The organism is Saliniramus sp., from assembly GCF_035311605.1.
Classification (GTDB): Bacteria; Pseudomonadota; Alphaproteobacteria; order Rhizobiales; family Beijerinckiaceae; genus Saliniramus.
In genome coordinates, this window is the sequence record NZ_DATGCW010000242.1 from 1 (window position 1) to 14,609 (window position 14,609).

At 65.4% G+C, this 14,609-nt stretch carries 15 protein-coding genes; 7 read left to right on the forward strand and 8 right to left on the reverse strand.

Features of this window, described 5'->3' with window-relative positions; translation table 11 throughout:
• The first annotated feature begins 338 nt into the window (after positions 1-338).
• Positions 339-1,265: a LysR family transcriptional regulator gene (locus VKP01_RS10870; RefSeq protein ID WP_324412186.1), complete on the forward strand. Its 927-nt coding sequence runs from the start codon at positions 339-341 to the stop codon at positions 1,263-1,265.
• Between the two features lie 31 nt (positions 1,266-1,296).
• The gene (gene argE, locus VKP01_RS10875; protein WP_324412188.1) at positions 1,297-2,460 is read left to right on the forward strand and encodes an acetylornithine deacetylase; all 1,164 of its coding nucleotides are present in this window, start codon (positions 1,297-1,299) and stop codon (positions 2,458-2,460) included.
• A gap of 6 nt (positions 2,461-2,466) precedes the next feature.
• Here the strand turns inward: argE and VKP01_RS10880 are convergent, their stop codons facing one another.
• Both VKP01_RS10880 and VKP01_RS10885 read right to left on the reverse strand, forming a co-directional pair.
• The gene (locus VKP01_RS10880; RefSeq protein WP_074444690.1) at positions 2,467-2,703 is read right to left on the reverse strand and encodes an Lrp/AsnC ligand binding domain-containing protein; all 237 of its coding nucleotides are present in this window, start codon (positions 2,701-2,703) and stop codon (positions 2,467-2,469) included.
• A gap of 107 nt (positions 2,704-2,810) precedes the next feature.
• A complete protein-coding gene (locus tag VKP01_RS10885; RefSeq protein ID WP_324412191.1) occupies positions 2,811-3,635 on the reverse strand; it encodes an alpha/beta hydrolase in 825 nt (274 codons plus the stop codon).
• Between the two features lie 168 nt (positions 3,636-3,803).
• On the opposite strand from VKP01_RS10885, the gene VKP01_RS10890 reads away from it, so the two are divergent.
• Positions 3,804-4,844 (forward strand): asparaginase, encoded by a 1,041-nt coding sequence (locus VKP01_RS10890; protein ID WP_324412193.1) that lies wholly within the window; start codon positions 3,804-3,806, stop codon positions 4,842-4,844.
• Between the two features lie 17 nt (positions 4,845-4,861).
• Here the strand turns inward: VKP01_RS10890 and VKP01_RS10895 are convergent, their stop codons facing one another.
• The 3 genes from VKP01_RS10895 to meaB form a co-directional block, all read right to left on the reverse strand.
• Positions 4,862-5,902: a DUF2336 domain-containing protein gene (locus tag VKP01_RS10895; RefSeq protein ID WP_324412195.1), complete on the reverse strand. Its 1,041-nt coding sequence runs from the start codon at positions 5,900-5,902 to the stop codon at positions 4,862-4,864.
• Between the two features lie 99 nt (positions 5,903-6,001).
• Entirely contained in the window at positions 6,002-6,664 is a 663-nt protein-coding gene (locus VKP01_RS10900) for a peptidase C15 (RefSeq protein WP_324412197.1), read from the reverse strand.
• Between the two features lie 8 nt (positions 6,665-6,672).
• Positions 6,673-7,689 carry a methylmalonyl Co-A mutase-associated GTPase MeaB gene (gene meaB, locus VKP01_RS10905; protein ID WP_324412199.1) on the reverse strand — a complete coding sequence of 339 codons (1,017 nt, stop codon included), beginning with the start codon at positions 7,687-7,689 and terminating at the stop codon, positions 6,673-6,675.
• Between the two features lie 246 nt (positions 7,690-7,935).
• Between meaB and VKP01_RS10910 the strand changes: the two genes are divergently transcribed.
• Positions 7,936-9,336 carry a methyl-accepting chemotaxis protein gene (locus tag VKP01_RS10910; protein WP_324412201.1) on the forward strand — a complete coding sequence of 467 codons (1,401 nt, stop codon included), beginning with the start codon at positions 7,936-7,938 and terminating at the stop codon, positions 9,334-9,336.
• A gap of 323 nt (positions 9,337-9,659) precedes the next feature.
• On the opposite strand, the gene rpsU is transcribed toward VKP01_RS10910, so the two are convergent.
• Positions 9,660-9,887 (reverse strand): 30S ribosomal protein S21, encoded by a 228-nt coding sequence (rpsU, locus tag VKP01_RS10915; RefSeq protein WP_074444696.1) that lies wholly within the window; start codon positions 9,885-9,887, stop codon positions 9,660-9,662.
• Positions 9,888-10,278: 391 nt separating this feature from the next.
• On the opposite strand from rpsU, the gene ruvB reads away from it, so the two are divergent.
• Positions 10,279-11,349 (forward strand): Holliday junction branch migration DNA helicase RuvB, encoded by a 1,071-nt coding sequence (gene ruvB, locus VKP01_RS10920; RefSeq protein ID WP_324412203.1) that lies wholly within the window; start codon positions 10,279-10,281, stop codon positions 11,347-11,349.
• A 329-nt stretch (positions 11,350-11,678) separates the two neighbouring features.
• Entirely contained in the window at positions 11,679-12,563 is an 885-nt protein-coding gene (locus VKP01_RS10925; RefSeq protein WP_324412205.1) for a DMT family transporter, read from the forward strand.
• A 13-nt stretch (positions 12,564-12,576) separates the two neighbouring features.
• Here the strand turns inward: VKP01_RS10925 and VKP01_RS10930 are convergent, their stop codons facing one another.
• Both VKP01_RS10930 and VKP01_RS10935 read right to left on the reverse strand, forming a co-directional pair.
• Positions 12,577-13,332 (reverse strand): LrgB family protein, encoded by a 756-nt coding sequence (locus VKP01_RS10930; protein WP_324412207.1) that lies wholly within the window; start codon positions 13,330-13,332, stop codon positions 12,577-12,579.
• Positions 13,329-13,691: a CidA/LrgA family protein gene (locus tag VKP01_RS10935; protein ID WP_324412209.1), complete on the reverse strand. Its 363-nt coding sequence runs from the start codon at positions 13,689-13,691 to the stop codon at positions 13,329-13,331. Before VKP01_RS10935 ends, VKP01_RS10930 begins: the two co-directional genes overlap by 4 nt.
• A gap of 192 nt (positions 13,692-13,883) precedes the next feature.
• Between VKP01_RS10935 and VKP01_RS10940 the strand changes: the two genes are divergently transcribed.
• A partial coding sequence (locus tag VKP01_RS10940; protein WP_324412210.1) for an efflux RND transporter periplasmic adaptor subunit occupies positions 13,884-14,609 on the forward strand: 726 nt, incomplete at its 3' end.

A 14,609-nucleotide genomic window follows, 5' to 3' on the forward strand; every position in this document is an offset into this window, starting at 1 on the left:
CGACTGGAAAATGTGCTGACGCAACGCGTTGTTCGGCCCCAGATTGTGGAAATGCGGGTCCATCGATGACGGCTCCGAACTCAGACCGATCCGCAGATCGGCGGCTGTCGCGGGCGCCGCGGCCAACAGGGCCAACGGCAGGGCCAATCTTGCAATGCCGTGCTTCATGACGATTCTCCTCTGGATCAGGACGCTTCGGCGTCCCTATGATTTTTCGTGCGCCAAGCGATCAGTTTTTAGCATAGCGATATTGCGTCAGCGCAACAAATTGGTAATATCTAGATGGTGTATTGTCACCATTAAAAATGATCAGATTTTGTAATAGAGGTATGCCGAAAATGGAAAACGAAGACGATGGCGGGCGCTCCTCCCGTCCAAGCGTGCGCGAACTGGAAGTGCTGCATGCTGTGATCACCACGCGCAAGACGACGGCGGCAGCACAACGATTAGGTGTTTCGCAGCCGGCCGTGTCACGGGCGATCGGGGCGCTGGAGGCGCGTCTGGGGCGCGATCTGTTCGTCCGCGATGGCGGGCGCCTCGTCCCCACAGCCGACGCCTTCGCCCTCGACGCCGAAGCCGCGCCGATCTTCGCGGCTCTGGCGCGGCTGTCGAACTGGCCGAACACGCCCAGCGTCGGCACGCTGCTGCGCATCTTCAGCACGCCGACCATCGCCCATACCTTTCTCGCGCCGATGGTGACGCGCTTTCTCCAGGTCGAGCCTGATACGCGCATCCAGATGGAGATCGGACGCTCCGACGATGCCGTGGCTTCTGTCGCGGACGGCACCACGGATCTCGGTGTGCTCGACGTGAAGGCGGCGCATCTCGGTGTGCGGGCCGAGCCGTTCCGGCAATCCGTCGCGCATGTGCTGATGCCCGCCGACCATCCGCTCGCGGCAAAGGAGGCGATTCGGCCTACTGATATCGGTGATTCGCCGATGATCGCCGTCACGCGCCGCTTCTCGGCCCGTGCGCGGCTGGAGCGCGCCTTCGCAGATGAAGGCGTCGAGCCACGGACGGTTCTCGAATCGGGGACTGTACAATTCCTGCTGGAGATGGTGCGTTCAGGTGTCGGGATTGCCGTTATCAATCCGTTCCCGATCGCCTATGTTGCAGGTTCGGGGCTGGTCTTCCGACCGTTCGAGCCGTTGATCGAATACGAGACGTCCTTCGTGTTCCCGGCGGTCGGCGGAAACCTCCCGGTGGCACGGCGTTTCGTCGATTTCGTTCGCGCCGAGCAAATGAACCTGGTGCCGGCTGCGTAGCCGGCCATCGAAACATATAGGGAGCTGTTATATGTCCTATGACAGAATCGTATCGATTCTGTCGACGCTGGTGGCGTTCGACACGACGAGCCGCAATTCCAATCTCGCGATCATCGACTGGATCGAGCGCTTCCTCGCCCCGCACGGTTTCAGCTTCGAGCGGATCTATGATGAAACCGGGCTCAAAGCCAATCTGTGGGCCAGTATCGGTCCGCAGGACAAGCCCGGCTTCGTCCTCTCCGGCCATACTGATGTCGTTCCCGTCGATGGTCAGAACTGGTCGAGCGATCCGTTCACCGTGACCGAGCGGGAAGGGCGGCTCTACGGGCGCGGGACCTGCGACATGAAGGGTTTTCTCGCCGTTTGCCTGGCCAATGCCGAGGCCATGGCGCAGGCGCCGCTCGCCCGCCCGATGCATTTCGCCTTCAGCTATGACGAAGAAGTCGGCTGCGTCGGTGCGCGCGGCCTCGTCTCCTGGCTGCGTGAACAACCGGTCCGGCCACAGGCCTGTTTCGTGGGTGAGCCGTCCGGCATGCAGGTGGTGCTGGGGCACAAGGCCAAGCGCAGCCTGGTCGCCACGATACGTGGCCTCACGCGCCATTCCTCGCTTGCGCCGCAGGGTGTGAATGCGGTGGAGTTCGGTGCGCTGCTGGTGGCCGAGATCCGCCGGATTGCGGAGGGGTTGCAGGAGGCGGGGGCGCGCGACGCGCTCTACGACGTCGCGCATACCACGGCGCATGTCGGTATCATGCAGGGCGGCACGGCGCTCAACATCGTGCCCGATCGCTGCGAAATCCGCTTCGAGTTCCGGGCCGTCGGCCAGGACGATCCCGATACGCTTGTGCAGCAGGTCAAGGATTATGCCAGCCAGGTGCTGGAGCCGCGCATGCAGGCGATCGATCCGGCGAGCGGCATCGATATAGACGTCTTCGCCGGTTTTCCCGGTCTCGATACCAAGCCAGAGGCCGATGTCGCGACGCTCGCCAAGCGCCTCGCCGGACGCAACGACCACGCCAAGGTCGCTTACGGCACCGAGGCCGGCCTGTTCCAGACCATCGCCGAGGTGCCCACGGTCATTGTCGGTCCCGGCGCCATCGCCCAGGCGCATCAGGCCGATGAATGGGTGGCGATCGACGATCTGATGAAATGCGATGCCTTCATCCAGGCGCTGGTCGAGCACGCCACACGCGCGTGAGCGGCCTCAGAACGCCTTGAAGGTGATGATGGTCTTGGTGTCGTCGATCTCGGGGATCGTCTGGACCTTCTCGGCGACGAAATGGCCGATATCGACATCGCGGTCGATGTGGAACTTGGCCAGGATGTCGTAATCACCGGCGGTGGAGTAGATTTCCGAGGCGATTTCACGATCGGCGAGTTCCATCGCCACGTCGTAGGTCTTGCCCAGCTTGCATTTGATCTCGACGAAGAAGGTCTGCACGGAATGCGCTCCTGTTGGTTGGGGGCGAGGGCGCCCGTTCATGATCGATGTGATCTAACCCGTCGCGACGCTGTGGCAAAGCCACTTGTGCGGGACAGCAATGATCATCAGCCGCCCGCCAGCGCGACCAGCCGGCGCGTCATCGCCGAATCGGGATCGGCCAGCCCGGCGATCACATCGAAATGGTGGCACGCGCCGATGCGTGCGTAGCGTGTCGTGACGCCGGCTTCGCCCCAGGCCGCGACGATGCGCTCGCTCTGGCGATGATATTCCGCACTCTCCGCACCGCCGACGACCGCGTCGAGAATGGCGCCGGGGTGCGGCGGCGGACCGTGCAACGGGCTCACCGCCCGCGCGGATTCGGTATCGAGGCCGAGCGCCTTGTTGATCGAGGTGGAGACCAGCGGCTCCAGATCGAACAGGCCTGATATCGCGTAAGCGGCGCGCACGCTGTCCTGCGCCAGATCCGGGCCCTGCGCGCGCCAATCCGTCGCGAGCATGCAGGCGGCGAGATGCCCCCCGGCGGAATGACCGGCAACGACGAGGGGGCGACCGAGCTTCAGGAGCACCCGGCAGGCCTCGCGCATCTGGTCAATGATCCCGGCAATGCTGTTGTCGGGGCACAGATCATAGCCGGGCACCGCCACAGAGATGCCATGTGCGTTCGCGCCTTTCGCCATATGGCTGAAATAGCTGCGTTCCATCGCCTGCCAGTAGCCGCCATGGATGAAGACCAGCGTCGCCCCACCGCGCGGATCGGCGGGTGTGAACAGGTCGAGCACCGCGCGCTCACCGGGGCCGAAGGGGATCGGCGTCGGCGGCGTGTTCTCGCGGTAATCCGCCGCATCGGCGATCCAGCCGGCGATATGGGCGCGATGATCGGGAACACGGGCGCGGTTGTTGTATTCCGCTTCATAATCGATCACGCTCATGCTGCTTCCTCCCCGCCGGTTCGCCGACGATCCGATTGCGTAAAAGTGCATGAGACGGGCGGACGGCGCAACTTCGCGCGCATTGCACCAATCGGGAAAGCGCGCGTGGTCGCTTTGACAAGCACGTCCGGACCGGGCGCAAACTCGGCGCTCCGAGATGGTTGGCAGATGAATGGCGGCACGATGACGGATCCGGTTCTGATCGAAGTAACCCGCGGTGACGAGGTGGAGTCACGCCATTGCGGCATGGTGGCGATCAGCGATGCGAAGGGTGGCCTCGTGGCCGGTATCGGCGATACCGCGCGCCGGGTCTTCCCGCGCTCAGCCATCAAGGCGCTGCAGGTGTTGCCGCTGGTCGCCTCCGGTCTGGCGGAGAAGGTCGGCCTCGGCGCACCGGAAATCGCGCTCGCCTGTGCCTCGCATTCCGGCGAGCCGGCGCATGTGACGACGGCGCAGGGCATGCTCGCGCGGGTGGGCCGCGACGAGGGCTGCCTCGAATGCGGCACGCATTGGCCGATGAACCAGGAAGCCATGCGCGCGATGGCGCGGCGCGGTGAGACCCCGCATGCCGGTCATAACAACTGCTCGGGCAAGCATGCCGGCTTCGTCTGCCTCGCCTGTGCTGAAGGGCACGATCCCGCCGGCTATATCGGCCCCGATCATCCGGTTCAGCAGCAGGTGCGCGCCGCGCTCGTGCGCATGACCGACACGCCGCACGAGCCGGTCAATCGCGGTATCGACGGCTGCTCGATCCCGACTTACGCCATCCCGCTCGAATCTCTCGCACGCGCTTTCGCACGCTTCGGCAGCGGGGAGGGGATGCCTGCGGATTATGCACAGGCAGCGGACGTGATCCGCAATGCGGCGGCGCAGGCGCCGTTCATGGTGGCGGGGACAGGGCGCTTCGATACGCGCGTGATGGAACGGTTCGGTGACCGCGTCTTCATGAAGACCGGCGCCGAGGGGGTCTATTGCGCGACGGTCCCGGAGCGCGGCCTCGGTATCGCCGTCAAATGCGCCGATGGCACGACGCGCGCCTCGGAGGCGATCATGGCGCGCATCCTTTCGGCGCTGCTGGCTCGGGACGACGATGAGCGCGCTTTCCTTGATGATCTGGCGCATGCGCCCCTGATGAACTGGAACGCGATCACCGTCGGGGCGCTGCGCCCGACGGATGCGCTGAATGGCGCGCTTGCCCCAATCCGGTAAGGCCGCCGGCGCGCGCCTCAGGAGATCTTGCTGCGTACCTTCAGGAAGCGCATGGCGCGCTCTGAAAGCTCGGCGGTCAACTCGTCATAGCTGGCCAGGTCCTTTTCGATCTGCTTTGACGGGAGGCCGAGCCGCGAGGCGCGCATGGCCAGAACGTCCGTGAAGCCGTCTTTACCGAGCCCCATTGCCTTGCAGGCGACGGCGATACCGCTTGCTTCCTTCTGAAGCAGCGCCCGCAACGCCTGGGTGTTTGGGATATCACTGAACGTGCTGATGACCTGGGCGAGGTCGAAGGCGCGATCATCCTTGCACAAAAGGGAGACCACATCGTCGATCTCACGCTTGCCTTCCTTGAGGTCGGCGATCAGAAGCCGCACTTCGAGGCGCCGTTCACGGGCCTTGCGAGCGAATTGCTTGTTCTTGCTTGCATCGATCACCTCGGTCTCGACTTCGGGGGTGTGCGTCAGGCTCATCTGGGCGGCGATCTGCAGAACGCGCCGCGCCTGTGTCGCGGGCAGATCATCAGAGCGCTCGGCGAGGTTGCGCGCGACCTGCGTGTCGCCGTCGCTGCGGCTGATCAGCGTATCGAGGCCGCGATCCGAGAATGTGGCGCCCTCATTGCCCGAGACGGTGCGCAGGACCTTGCGGTCGCCGCGCTCGACGAGGACATCGGTGACGGTTTCCGACAGGCTGGCGCGCTCGGCGATCGCGGCGAGATGGGCCTGTGAATGGCTCACCGCGATGGCGGCGAGATCGTCGTCGCTCAGGACGGGCGAGAGGCGCAGAACGAGCTGCGCCACCGATGCCTCGTCGTCGGTCGCCAGGCGTTTCGCGATCGGGTTGGGCAGTTGCGGCTCTGCCGCGACGCGCTCGGCATACGCGGCACGATCGTCGGAACCCATGGCGTCGAGGGAACGCCGGGCGATATCGCTGTAATGCTCGGTCGCCGCCGCGCTGGCGTCCTCGTCAACCAGGAAGAGATCCGTTACTGCGTTCAACAATGTTCGGCGGCCCTCGGAGGAGGTATCCACAGACATTTCCGACAAGCGTTCGAGCATGATGGCCTCAATTTCGTTTGCTCGAACACAACTGCCACAAATTGCTTCACACGGGGTTAATCTCTAAGCTCAAACCTGTTTGCAAGAGTAATTAGTAACTCATATCTTACGTGAATACGCGGTACGCATCAATAAATAAATACAATCATTTATTGCGTCTTCCAATTCCCGCTCTGAAGGGCGCCTCTTGCATCGTCTCGATTTGTCGCAGGTCCTGCGGCGCTGCGTGATGTCACGCGGAAAGGGAATATGGATGAACACGACATGCGCCGCAGATGCCGCGCCGCGGGCGCTCAGTGCCGTATAATAGGCGGCATTGCATAGATAGCGCCCGGCATCAGCCGAGATCGCGGCGCGCAGGCCGCGCCGGTGCATGGCGCGCACCATCGCCGCAATCGGTGCTTGTGTGCGACGGAGCAGACGGGGATCCTCCCGGTCGAGCCGCAGGCTCGCATCCCCCACACGCCCGCTCGCATCGGGGAACAGGCGCGACACCCGGTTTCGGGCCTGGCGCTCCGGTGTGATCGCGGCACGTTTCGGTGCGACACCGAGGAGCAGCACCGCATCCGGATCGCTCTCGCGCAGTGCCGGTAGCAGTTGCGTCCCGAGGGCGTTGTAGCGGGTATCGAGAATGCGCAGATCGACCCGCCAGCCAAGGCGGCGCCAGCGTGGATTCGCGGCGGCTGCGCGCGCCACGCGCTCGGATGGATTGCGCGGAACCCGGGGAAACGGGCCGAAACCGGTGATCAGCAGGCGGGGCATGAGGGCGCTCACAAACCGAGAATTCCAGCGATCTCGTCGGCGGCGCTGGTAGCTGGGAGCGCGCCGCGACGCACCTCGTCTTCCAGCGCACGAATGCGCGCACGCAGATCGGCATCACCGTGCAGCCGGCGATGAATGCGTTCCTCGATCATGGCCCACATCCATTTGATGTCCTGTCCGCGCCGGCGCGCGCTGATCTCGCCTTTGGCTTCGAGCCGCGCATGGTGATCGCAGACATGCGCCCAGAGCGTGTCGAGCCCCTCGCCCGTCAACCCCGATACGGTGATCACCGGCGGGCTCCACAGCGGCGAGGCCGGGGCGAGAATATGCAAGGCCGCGCGGTAATCCACCGCTGCCGCACGGGCGCGCATCGCGCCCTCGCCATCAGCCTTGTTGACGGCGATCATGTCGGCCAGCTCAATGATGCCCTTCTTGATGCCCTGCAATTCGTCCCCGGCGCCGGGCAGCATCAGCACGAGGAAGAAATCGGTGAGATCGGCGACCGCCGTCTCGGACTGGCCGACGCCCACGGTCTCGACAAGAATCACGTCGAACCCGGCTGCCTCGCAGAGCAGCATGGTCTCGCGCGTTCTGGCCGCCACGCCGCCCAGAGTGCCGGAGGCGGGGGAGGGGCGGATATAGGCATTCTCATCCACGGCGAGGCGGGCCATGCGCGTCTTGTCGCCGAGGATCGAGCCGCCGGTACGTGTCGAACTCGGATCGACCGCGAGCACGGCCACGCGCTTGCCCTGCGCCGTGAGCATGGAGCCGAGCGTGTCGATCGTCGTGGATTTGCCCACGCCCGGAACGCCGGTAATGCCGACCCGCAGGGTGTTTCCCGTCTCGGGCAGAACCTTCTCCAGAAGCTGACGCGCTGCGTCACGCCGGTCCTGCCGGCGTGATTCCACCAGCGTGATGGCGCGCGCCAGCGCGGCGCGCTCGCCGGCGATCAGGCGCGCGCGCAGATCGGCGATGTCGATGTCGGGGGGGCTGTTGCGACCGGGGGATGGGTGAGGAGAGGGCATGAAACCGGTATTGACTCCTGATCTGGTCGATCCGCATCAGCGGCAAGGCTGCGCGCGCTGCAACGACCGCGAATCCATCGCGCGAGAGTAACGCCGGGGTCAGGCCAGGGCCAGCGTGAATTGCCTTTGCAGGAGCCGGATCGCGGAATACGGCGCAGCCGAAACGCTCCAGCTTGCTTACATTTATCAACCATTCCTTCACCACGATTTGGGTAAACCGGGTGCATAAAAGGGAGAAAACGCCGCATGTTCGCCAGAAAAGTCGTGTCGAAGGCTTCTGTTTCCGGTCAGGAAGCGGAGGGCAATTTCGAATCCGCCATCTGTGAAGCCCTGCAGGCGCTTGCGCGCGGCGAGGCGCCCGATACGTCCGCGATGCCGGCGCAGGTCGTCACGCATCTGCATGTGCTGATGGGGCAGATCCGCTTGCACGACGCGCGTGAGCTCGAAAACACCGTCGCGTTTTCCATGCAGGCAAGCGAATCCATGACTGCGATCGCCCGTGCCACAGGCGAGGTGCGCGCGGTGGATCGCGATGCGCAGGCCATGTCCGCCGCCGTCGAGCAGCTGGATGCCTCGATCCGCGAGATCAACGGCTTCGCCGCCCGCTCCATTGAGGCCCTCGACAATTGCGTGAGTGAGGCGTCGGGCGGCCTCGAGGCGGTGCGCACGGCGCGGCGCGAGACCCGCAGCATCGGCGAGGCCTTCGCCACCATCGACGAACGCGTGCGCGCACTGGAGAGCGCCGCGCAGCAGATCACGCAGATCGTCGATACCATCGCAGCCATTGCCGGGCAGACCAATCTGCTCGCCCTCAATGCCACGATCGAGGCGGCGCGCGCGGGTGAAGCGGGGCGCGGTTTCGCCGTCGTCGCGGGCGAGGTCAAGAATCTCTCCGGTCAGACGGCGCGGGCCACGGAGGATATCCGGGCGCGGATCGACAATCTGCAAAGCGAGGTCACCGCCATACGCGGCGCGGTGGAGCACGCCACCGAATCCGTCTCCGCCGGCGTCAGCGCCGCTGATCAGGCAGAGCATTCCGTGGAGGCGACGGCTGGCGAGGTGTCGCAGAGCCACGGGCTGGTCGGCGAAATCGCCCGTGCCATCGCCGAGCAGTCATCGGCCACGGCGGAACTCGCACAGGGCGTGATGCGCATCGCCTCCGACGCCCGCCAGGCACGCGAGCGGACGGAGGCGGTGGTGTCGGCTGCGGCAGGTTCGGAAGTGGTGATCGGGCGCAGCCTGCAGGAACTCGGCAAGCGGGCGATCCCCGATTATGTGCTGCATTGCGCCAAATCGGACCACCTGATCTGGAAGAAGCGTCTCGCCGGCATGCTGGTGGGGGTCGCGCAGCTGAAGGAATCGGAATTGTCCGATCACAAGGCCTGCCGGCTCGGCAAATGGTACGAGGCTGCGCGCGCCGATTACAGCCGTTATCCGGCCTTCGTCGCGCTCGAAGCACCGCATGCCCGCGTGCATGATGCGGGCAAAAACGTGGCGCGGGCCTTCAATGCTGGTGATCTCGCCGCCGCCGAGGCGGCATTCGCCGAGCTCGAGGAAGCCTCCGGCGCCGTCATCGCGGCTCTGGATGATCTCATCGCTCAGACAAGCGCGGCGGCGGGGCGCGGACATGCGGCGATGATTGCCTGACCGACCGATCTCTGGCGGGTATCAAGATCTCTTGCGGCTGCCATGAACCTGCGCGCGGCGTCATGTGGCGCGTGCTCACTGCGGCGTGCGCCCGGTGTGCCGGTGGCATCGCAGCGACATCATCGCAACCGAAAAAACCTCCTGCCCACCTTCGGGAGGAGGTCATCTTCGAAATAACGCAAGAGTCTTGCGCGCCACGTCGGACGAGTGGTTCCCCGAACATGCCAGACGCGCCCCTTCAAAGGCCGCGTCGACCGGTTTTCCCTGCGGCGACCGCCGGGGCCCCGCAGCATGCGCCGCGATGCCGGTTGAGTCGCCGATGCTCAGCGTGCCTTGCCCTTGCTCGGCAACAGGCCCTCGCGCTGCATGCGCTTGCGGATCAGCTTGCGGGCGCGGCGGACGGCTTCCGCCTTCTCGCGGGCGCGCTTCTCGGAGGGCTTTTCGTAATGACCGCGCAGCTTCATCTCGCGAAAGATGCCTTCGCGCTGCATCTTCTTCTTCAGAGCGCGGAGAGCCTGGTCGACATTGTTGTCACGAACGAGAACCTGCACGCGAAAACCTTCCTTGCTGTGATCGACTGCGCCTGTCAGCGCAGGATGGAATCGGAATACGGAAAGACAAGGCGTCCGATTACTCGGACACCTGTCGGTTGGCGATGCACATAGCAGACACGCCGATGCTTGTCCACACATCGAAACGTTTCCCTGACACGGATGGTCGCATCGGGTTCGCGCGCGAGGGAGCATAGCGCAGAACCCGCTGCAATGCCTGCTTTGCAATGCTTTTGCCCCGATGGCGAGCCGGCGTATGCGGCAGCTGACGGATTTCCGGATGCGTTGCATGCGCCTTCATCCTATACAGACCGGGCATTCCATTTCGCGAATCGGCGATTCGGGCCGACGGATGCCAAAGGGTGATAACGGGGCGAGGAGCAGCAGCGCGGTGACGACTTCGGAGGCGAGCAAGGGGATTCTGACGGGCGAGAGCCGCGAGGACGATATCGATGCCTCGCTGCGCCCCCTTGCCCTGTCCGATTTCACCGGCCAGAAGGCTGCGCGCGCCAATCTCCAGGTCTTCATCGGCGCGGCGAAGGCGCGGGGCGAGGCACTCGATCACGTTCTCTTCGTCGGCCCCCCGGGGCTCGGCAAGACCACGCTGGCGCAGATCGTGGCGCGCGAACTCGGCGCGAATTTCCGCTCGACCTCCGGCCCCGTCATTGCCAAGGCCGGCGATCTCGCCGCGCAGCTCACCAATCTCGAAGAGCGCGACGTGCTCTTCATCGACGAGATTCACCGCCTGAATCCCGCCGTCGAGGAGATTCTCTATCCTGCCATGGAGGATTTCCAGCTCGATCTCGTCATTGGTGAGGGGCCGGCAGCGCGTTCGGTGAAGATCGAATTGCCGAAATTCACCCTCGTCGGCGCCACCACCCGCGCCGGCCTCCTGACCACGCCGCTGCGCGACCGGTTCGGCATCCCGGTGCGGCTGGAATTCTACACGACCGACGAACTCGAGCTCATCGTCAAGCGCGGCGCGCGGGTCCTGAAGATCGGCATGAGCGATGACGGCGCCAACGAGATTGCCAAGCGCGCGCGCGGCACGCCGCGCATTGCCGGGCGACTTTTACGCCGGGTGCGCGATTTCGCCATCGTCGAGGGGCTCGACACGGTGACCCGGGCTCTGGCCGACAAGGCGCTGCGGCTGCTCGACGTTGATTCCGCCGGCCTTGACGTCATGGATCGCAAATATCTCACCATGGTCGCCGAGAGCTTTTCCGGCGGGCCGGTGGGGATTGAAACCATCGCCGCAGCGCTTTCGGAGCCGCGCGACGCGATCGAGGAGATCATCGAGCCCTTCCTGATCCAGAAGGGCTTCGTCCAGCGCACCCCGCGCGGACGTATCCTCACCCCGCATGCCTTTCGCCATCTCGGGCTGCCCGAGCCGCAACGCGGGCCGGAATCGGGAGCCCAGCCCGGTCTGTTCGATCCCGGTTCATCGCAGGGGCAGGGCTGAGGGCGCGACATTTTTGACACGCCTGATCCGAGAGCGCTTCTCGGCCATGCAGGGGGCGCATGACGGACCTGTCTTTCGCGCCCTTGCGAAAGTGCGATACCCGCCATATTTTGTGCAGTGCAACAGACGACGTTCTCGTTGTTGCATGCCCTCCTTGGGCGTTTCCTCCCTAGACTTGGGCCGCCTTCGGGCGGCCCTTTTTTTGCCCGAGCCAGTGCCGCCTTCGGCGGGCCTTTTTGCCTGACCTTGCGTAGCTGATTGTGCATGAATCAGTGACACGTCTGCGCGGAGACGGTTTATGATCGGGAAAACGTCTTCCAGGTCCCCGCATGTCAGCCCCGATCCCCGAACCCGGCCCCGATGCCGTACTACGGCGTGCCGTGATCGAGGCGCTGATCGGTGTTGCCATTCTTTCGGCCATGGATGCGCTGGTGAAGGGATTGGCCGGGCACCTTCCGGTCATCGCCGTCACCTTCCTGCGCTTCGCCTTCGGCGCCGTCACCGCGCTGGCCGTCGCCGGGATCACGCGTCCGGGCTGGCCGGGTGCGGAAACCTTGCGCGTCAACGGCTTTCGCGCGTTGCTGATCGTCTTCACCGCCCTGTGCTTCTTCTATGCGCTGAGCGTGCTGCCGCTGGCGGAAACGCTGGCGCTCGCCTTCCTCGCCCCCGTCTTCATGGCCTTGTTCGGGGCGGTCCTGCTGCGCGAGATCATCACCCGCCGGGTGGTGATCGCGCTGGCAGCCGGTTTCAGTGGGATGCTGATCATCGTCTACGGCAAGGCGGAGACCGGGACGCTCGGACCGCAGGCCATGCTCGGCGCGATCGCGGCGCTCGCCTCGGCGGTGACCTACGCCCTTGCCATGGTGCTCTTGCGCGCCCGCGCCACGCGCGATTCGCTCGTCGTGATCGTGACGCTGCATAATCTGTTGCCGGCGATCATTCTCTTCATCCCGGCTGTTTTCGTCTGGACGGCGCCGACGGTGCTGCAATGGGGCTGGGCGGCCTTGCTGGGAAGCCTGGGCGTGGCCGGCCATCTGCTGCTCGCGAGCGCCTTCAAGCGCGCGGAAGCCGGGCGGATCGCGCCGCTCGATTATACCTCGCTGATCTGGGCGGTGTTGTTCGGCTATGTCTTCTTTGACGAGATGCCGACGCTGTTCACTTTCGCCGGCGCGGCGCTGATCATCCTCGGCGCCCTCAACGCCTCGCGGCGATGAACAGCGCCGCGCCTCAGAGGAAATGCGCCAGAAGCGGCAGTGCGAGCGCCGTGATCAGCCCGTTCAGCCCCATCGCCAGCCCCGCATAGGCGCCGGCCACCGGATGCACCTGGAAGGCGCGGGCGACGCCGATCCCGTGCGCCGCCGTCCCCACGGCGAAGCCGCGCGCGCGCCAGTTGCGCACGCCGATCAGATCGAGCGCCAGCGTGGCGAAGATCGCGCCGATCGCGCCGGTGAGGATCACCAGCACCGCCGTCAGCGAGGGCAGGCCGCCGATCTGCTCGGAGACGCCCATGGCGATCGGCGCCGTCACGGATTTCGGCGCGAGCGAGAGCAGCGTCTCGCGGCTGGCGCCGAGTGCCCAGGCGAGGCCGAGCGCGCTCGCCACCGCCGTGGCCGATCCGCAAAGCAGTGCCGTCATCAGCGGAACGGCACGCCGCGCCAGCCGCGCGCCCTCGCGCCAGAGAGGCAGGGCGAGGCCGACCGTGGCGGTGCCAAGCAGGAAATGCACGAATTGCGCGCCGGCGAAATAGGTCTGGTAGGGAATGCCCGACACGGCCAGAAGCGCCACCAGCAGCACGACCGCGATCAGCACCGGATTGAACAGGGGCGAGCCGGCGGCGCGCTTTTGCGCGAACAGCCCGAGCTGATAGGCGACCAGCGTCGCGGTGAGCCAGAGCAGCGGCTCGGTGGCGAGATAGACCCAAAGCTCCTGAAGGGCCGCGCCGTCATCGGGCGGGGGCAGGTCCGCGCGTGTCTCCCGGTTCATGGCTGCTTGTCCTCCTGCCCGCGCTCCTGCGGCGAGAGCGCGTCATAGACCAGCGCCGTGACAACGATTCCGGCAATGGTGCTGCCGATCAGCGCCACCAGGATCGGCAGCCATTCCGCCCGCAACAGACCCAGATGCAGCGACACACCCACCCCGGCGGGCACGAAGAGCAGGCCGAGATTGGCCAGAAGCCCGTCGGTGAGGCTGCCGAGCTTCTCGGCCAGGGCGGGGCGCACGGTCATGGCGGCGACAAGCAGCACCATGCCCAGCACCGGACCGGGCAGCGGCAGGCCGAGAATGCGGGTGGTGATCTCACCGGCGAGTTGAAAGATCAGGAGCCAGGTCGCGGCTTCGAGCATGGTTGAATCTCCGCAGGCGGGTCAGGAGGATGGTACTGTCCCACCATAGACTCGCAGGCTGCTTCGGCGAAGACCGGGAACTTTAAGGCGCCTCGCCCGTATTTTCCGGGGCTTGCGCGAAAACCGCGCATGACGCACCTCTTCCCGGTAACCTGCAACCCACAGACAGACCGCGCATCCGGAGATATCGCCTTGGCAAAGCCCGCCCCGGAAAAATCTGGTTCGCAAGCAGACGAGGCGCAGGTCTCCCGTTCCGCGCGCGCTGATCACTCGACCTGGATCGCGGCCGGCATCGTGATCGCGCTTGTTCTGTGGATGGGATCTGGCTTCGTCTTTCCCGCCGAGGAGGAAGAGCAGGTCGTGCGCGATGAGCCGGTTGCGCCCGTCGCCGTCTCTGTACGCGAATCGCAAGCGCAGCCGGTGGAGCAGGTCTTCATCGCCGAAGGCCAGGCCCTGCCGGTGCGCGATACGGTCTTGCGCGCCGAGATGTCCGGCGAGATCGTTGCGCTCGAAGCGGAGCGCGGTGACAGTGTCAGCGAAGGCGCCGTCATCGCCCGTTTCAATGATGCGGAGCGCGCTGCGGCCCGAGCCCAGGCGGAGGCCGAGCTGGAACGCGCCGAGCGTGAGCTCGGTCAGGCGGAGACGCTGCTCGACCGCGGAAGCGGCACCCTCGACCGCGTCGTCAACGCGCGTACCGCGCGGGCGGCTGCTGAAGCGGCACTGGTTTCGGCCCGCCGCGCCGAGCGCCATACAGCAATCCGCGCCGGTTTCGACGGGCGGCTCGATGATCTCGATATCGAGACGGGTGAATTCGTCTCTGCCGGTGAGACGGTTGGGCGCCTGATCAACCTCGATCCGCTGCGTGTCGAGATCCAGGTGCCGCAGCAGGTGCTGAGCGGCATCCGCACCGGCATGCAG

Excerpts from the sequence above, each read along its gene's own strand:
- VKP01_RS10885 (WP_324412191.1), bottom strand. The coding sequence starts at position 3,635 with ATGAGCGTGATCGATTATGAAGCGGAATACAACAACCGCGCCCGTGTT.
- VKP01_RS10910 (WP_324412201.1), top strand. The coding sequence starts at position 7,936 with ATGTTCGCCAGAAAAGTCGTGTCGAAGGCTTCTGTTTCCGGTCAGGAA.
- argE (WP_324412188.1), top strand. The coding sequence starts at position 1,297 with ATGTCCTATGACAGAATCGTATCGATTCTGTCGACGCTGGTGGCGTTC.
- VKP01_RS10895 (WP_324412195.1), bottom strand. The coding sequence starts at position 5,902 with ATGCTCGAACGCTTGTCGGAAATGTCTGTGGATACCTCCTCCGAGGGC.
- VKP01_RS10935 (WP_324412209.1), bottom strand. The coding sequence starts at position 13,691 with ATGCTCGAAGCCGCGACCTGGCTCCTGATCTTTCAACTCGCCGGTGAG.
- VKP01_RS10870 (WP_324412186.1), top strand. The coding sequence starts at position 339 with ATGGAAAACGAAGACGATGGCGGGCGCTCCTCCCGTCCAAGCGTGCGC.
- VKP01_RS10900 (WP_324412197.1), bottom strand. The coding sequence starts at position 6,664 with ATGCCCCGCCTGCTGATCACCGGTTTCGGCCCGTTTCCCCGGGTTCCG.
- VKP01_RS10890 (WP_324412193.1), top strand. The coding sequence starts at position 3,804 with ATGAATGGCGGCACGATGACGGATCCGGTTCTGATCGAAGTAACCCGC.
- VKP01_RS10930 (WP_324412207.1), bottom strand. The coding sequence starts at position 13,332 with ATGAACCGGGAGACACGCGCGGACCTGCCCCCGCCCGATGACGGCGCG.
- VKP01_RS10925 (WP_324412205.1), top strand. The coding sequence starts at position 11,679 with ATGTCAGCCCCGATCCCCGAACCCGGCCCCGATGCCGTACTACGGCGT.
- meaB (WP_324412199.1), bottom strand. The coding sequence starts at position 7,689 with ATGCCCTCTCCTCACCCATCCCCCGGTCGCAACAGCCCCCCCGACATC.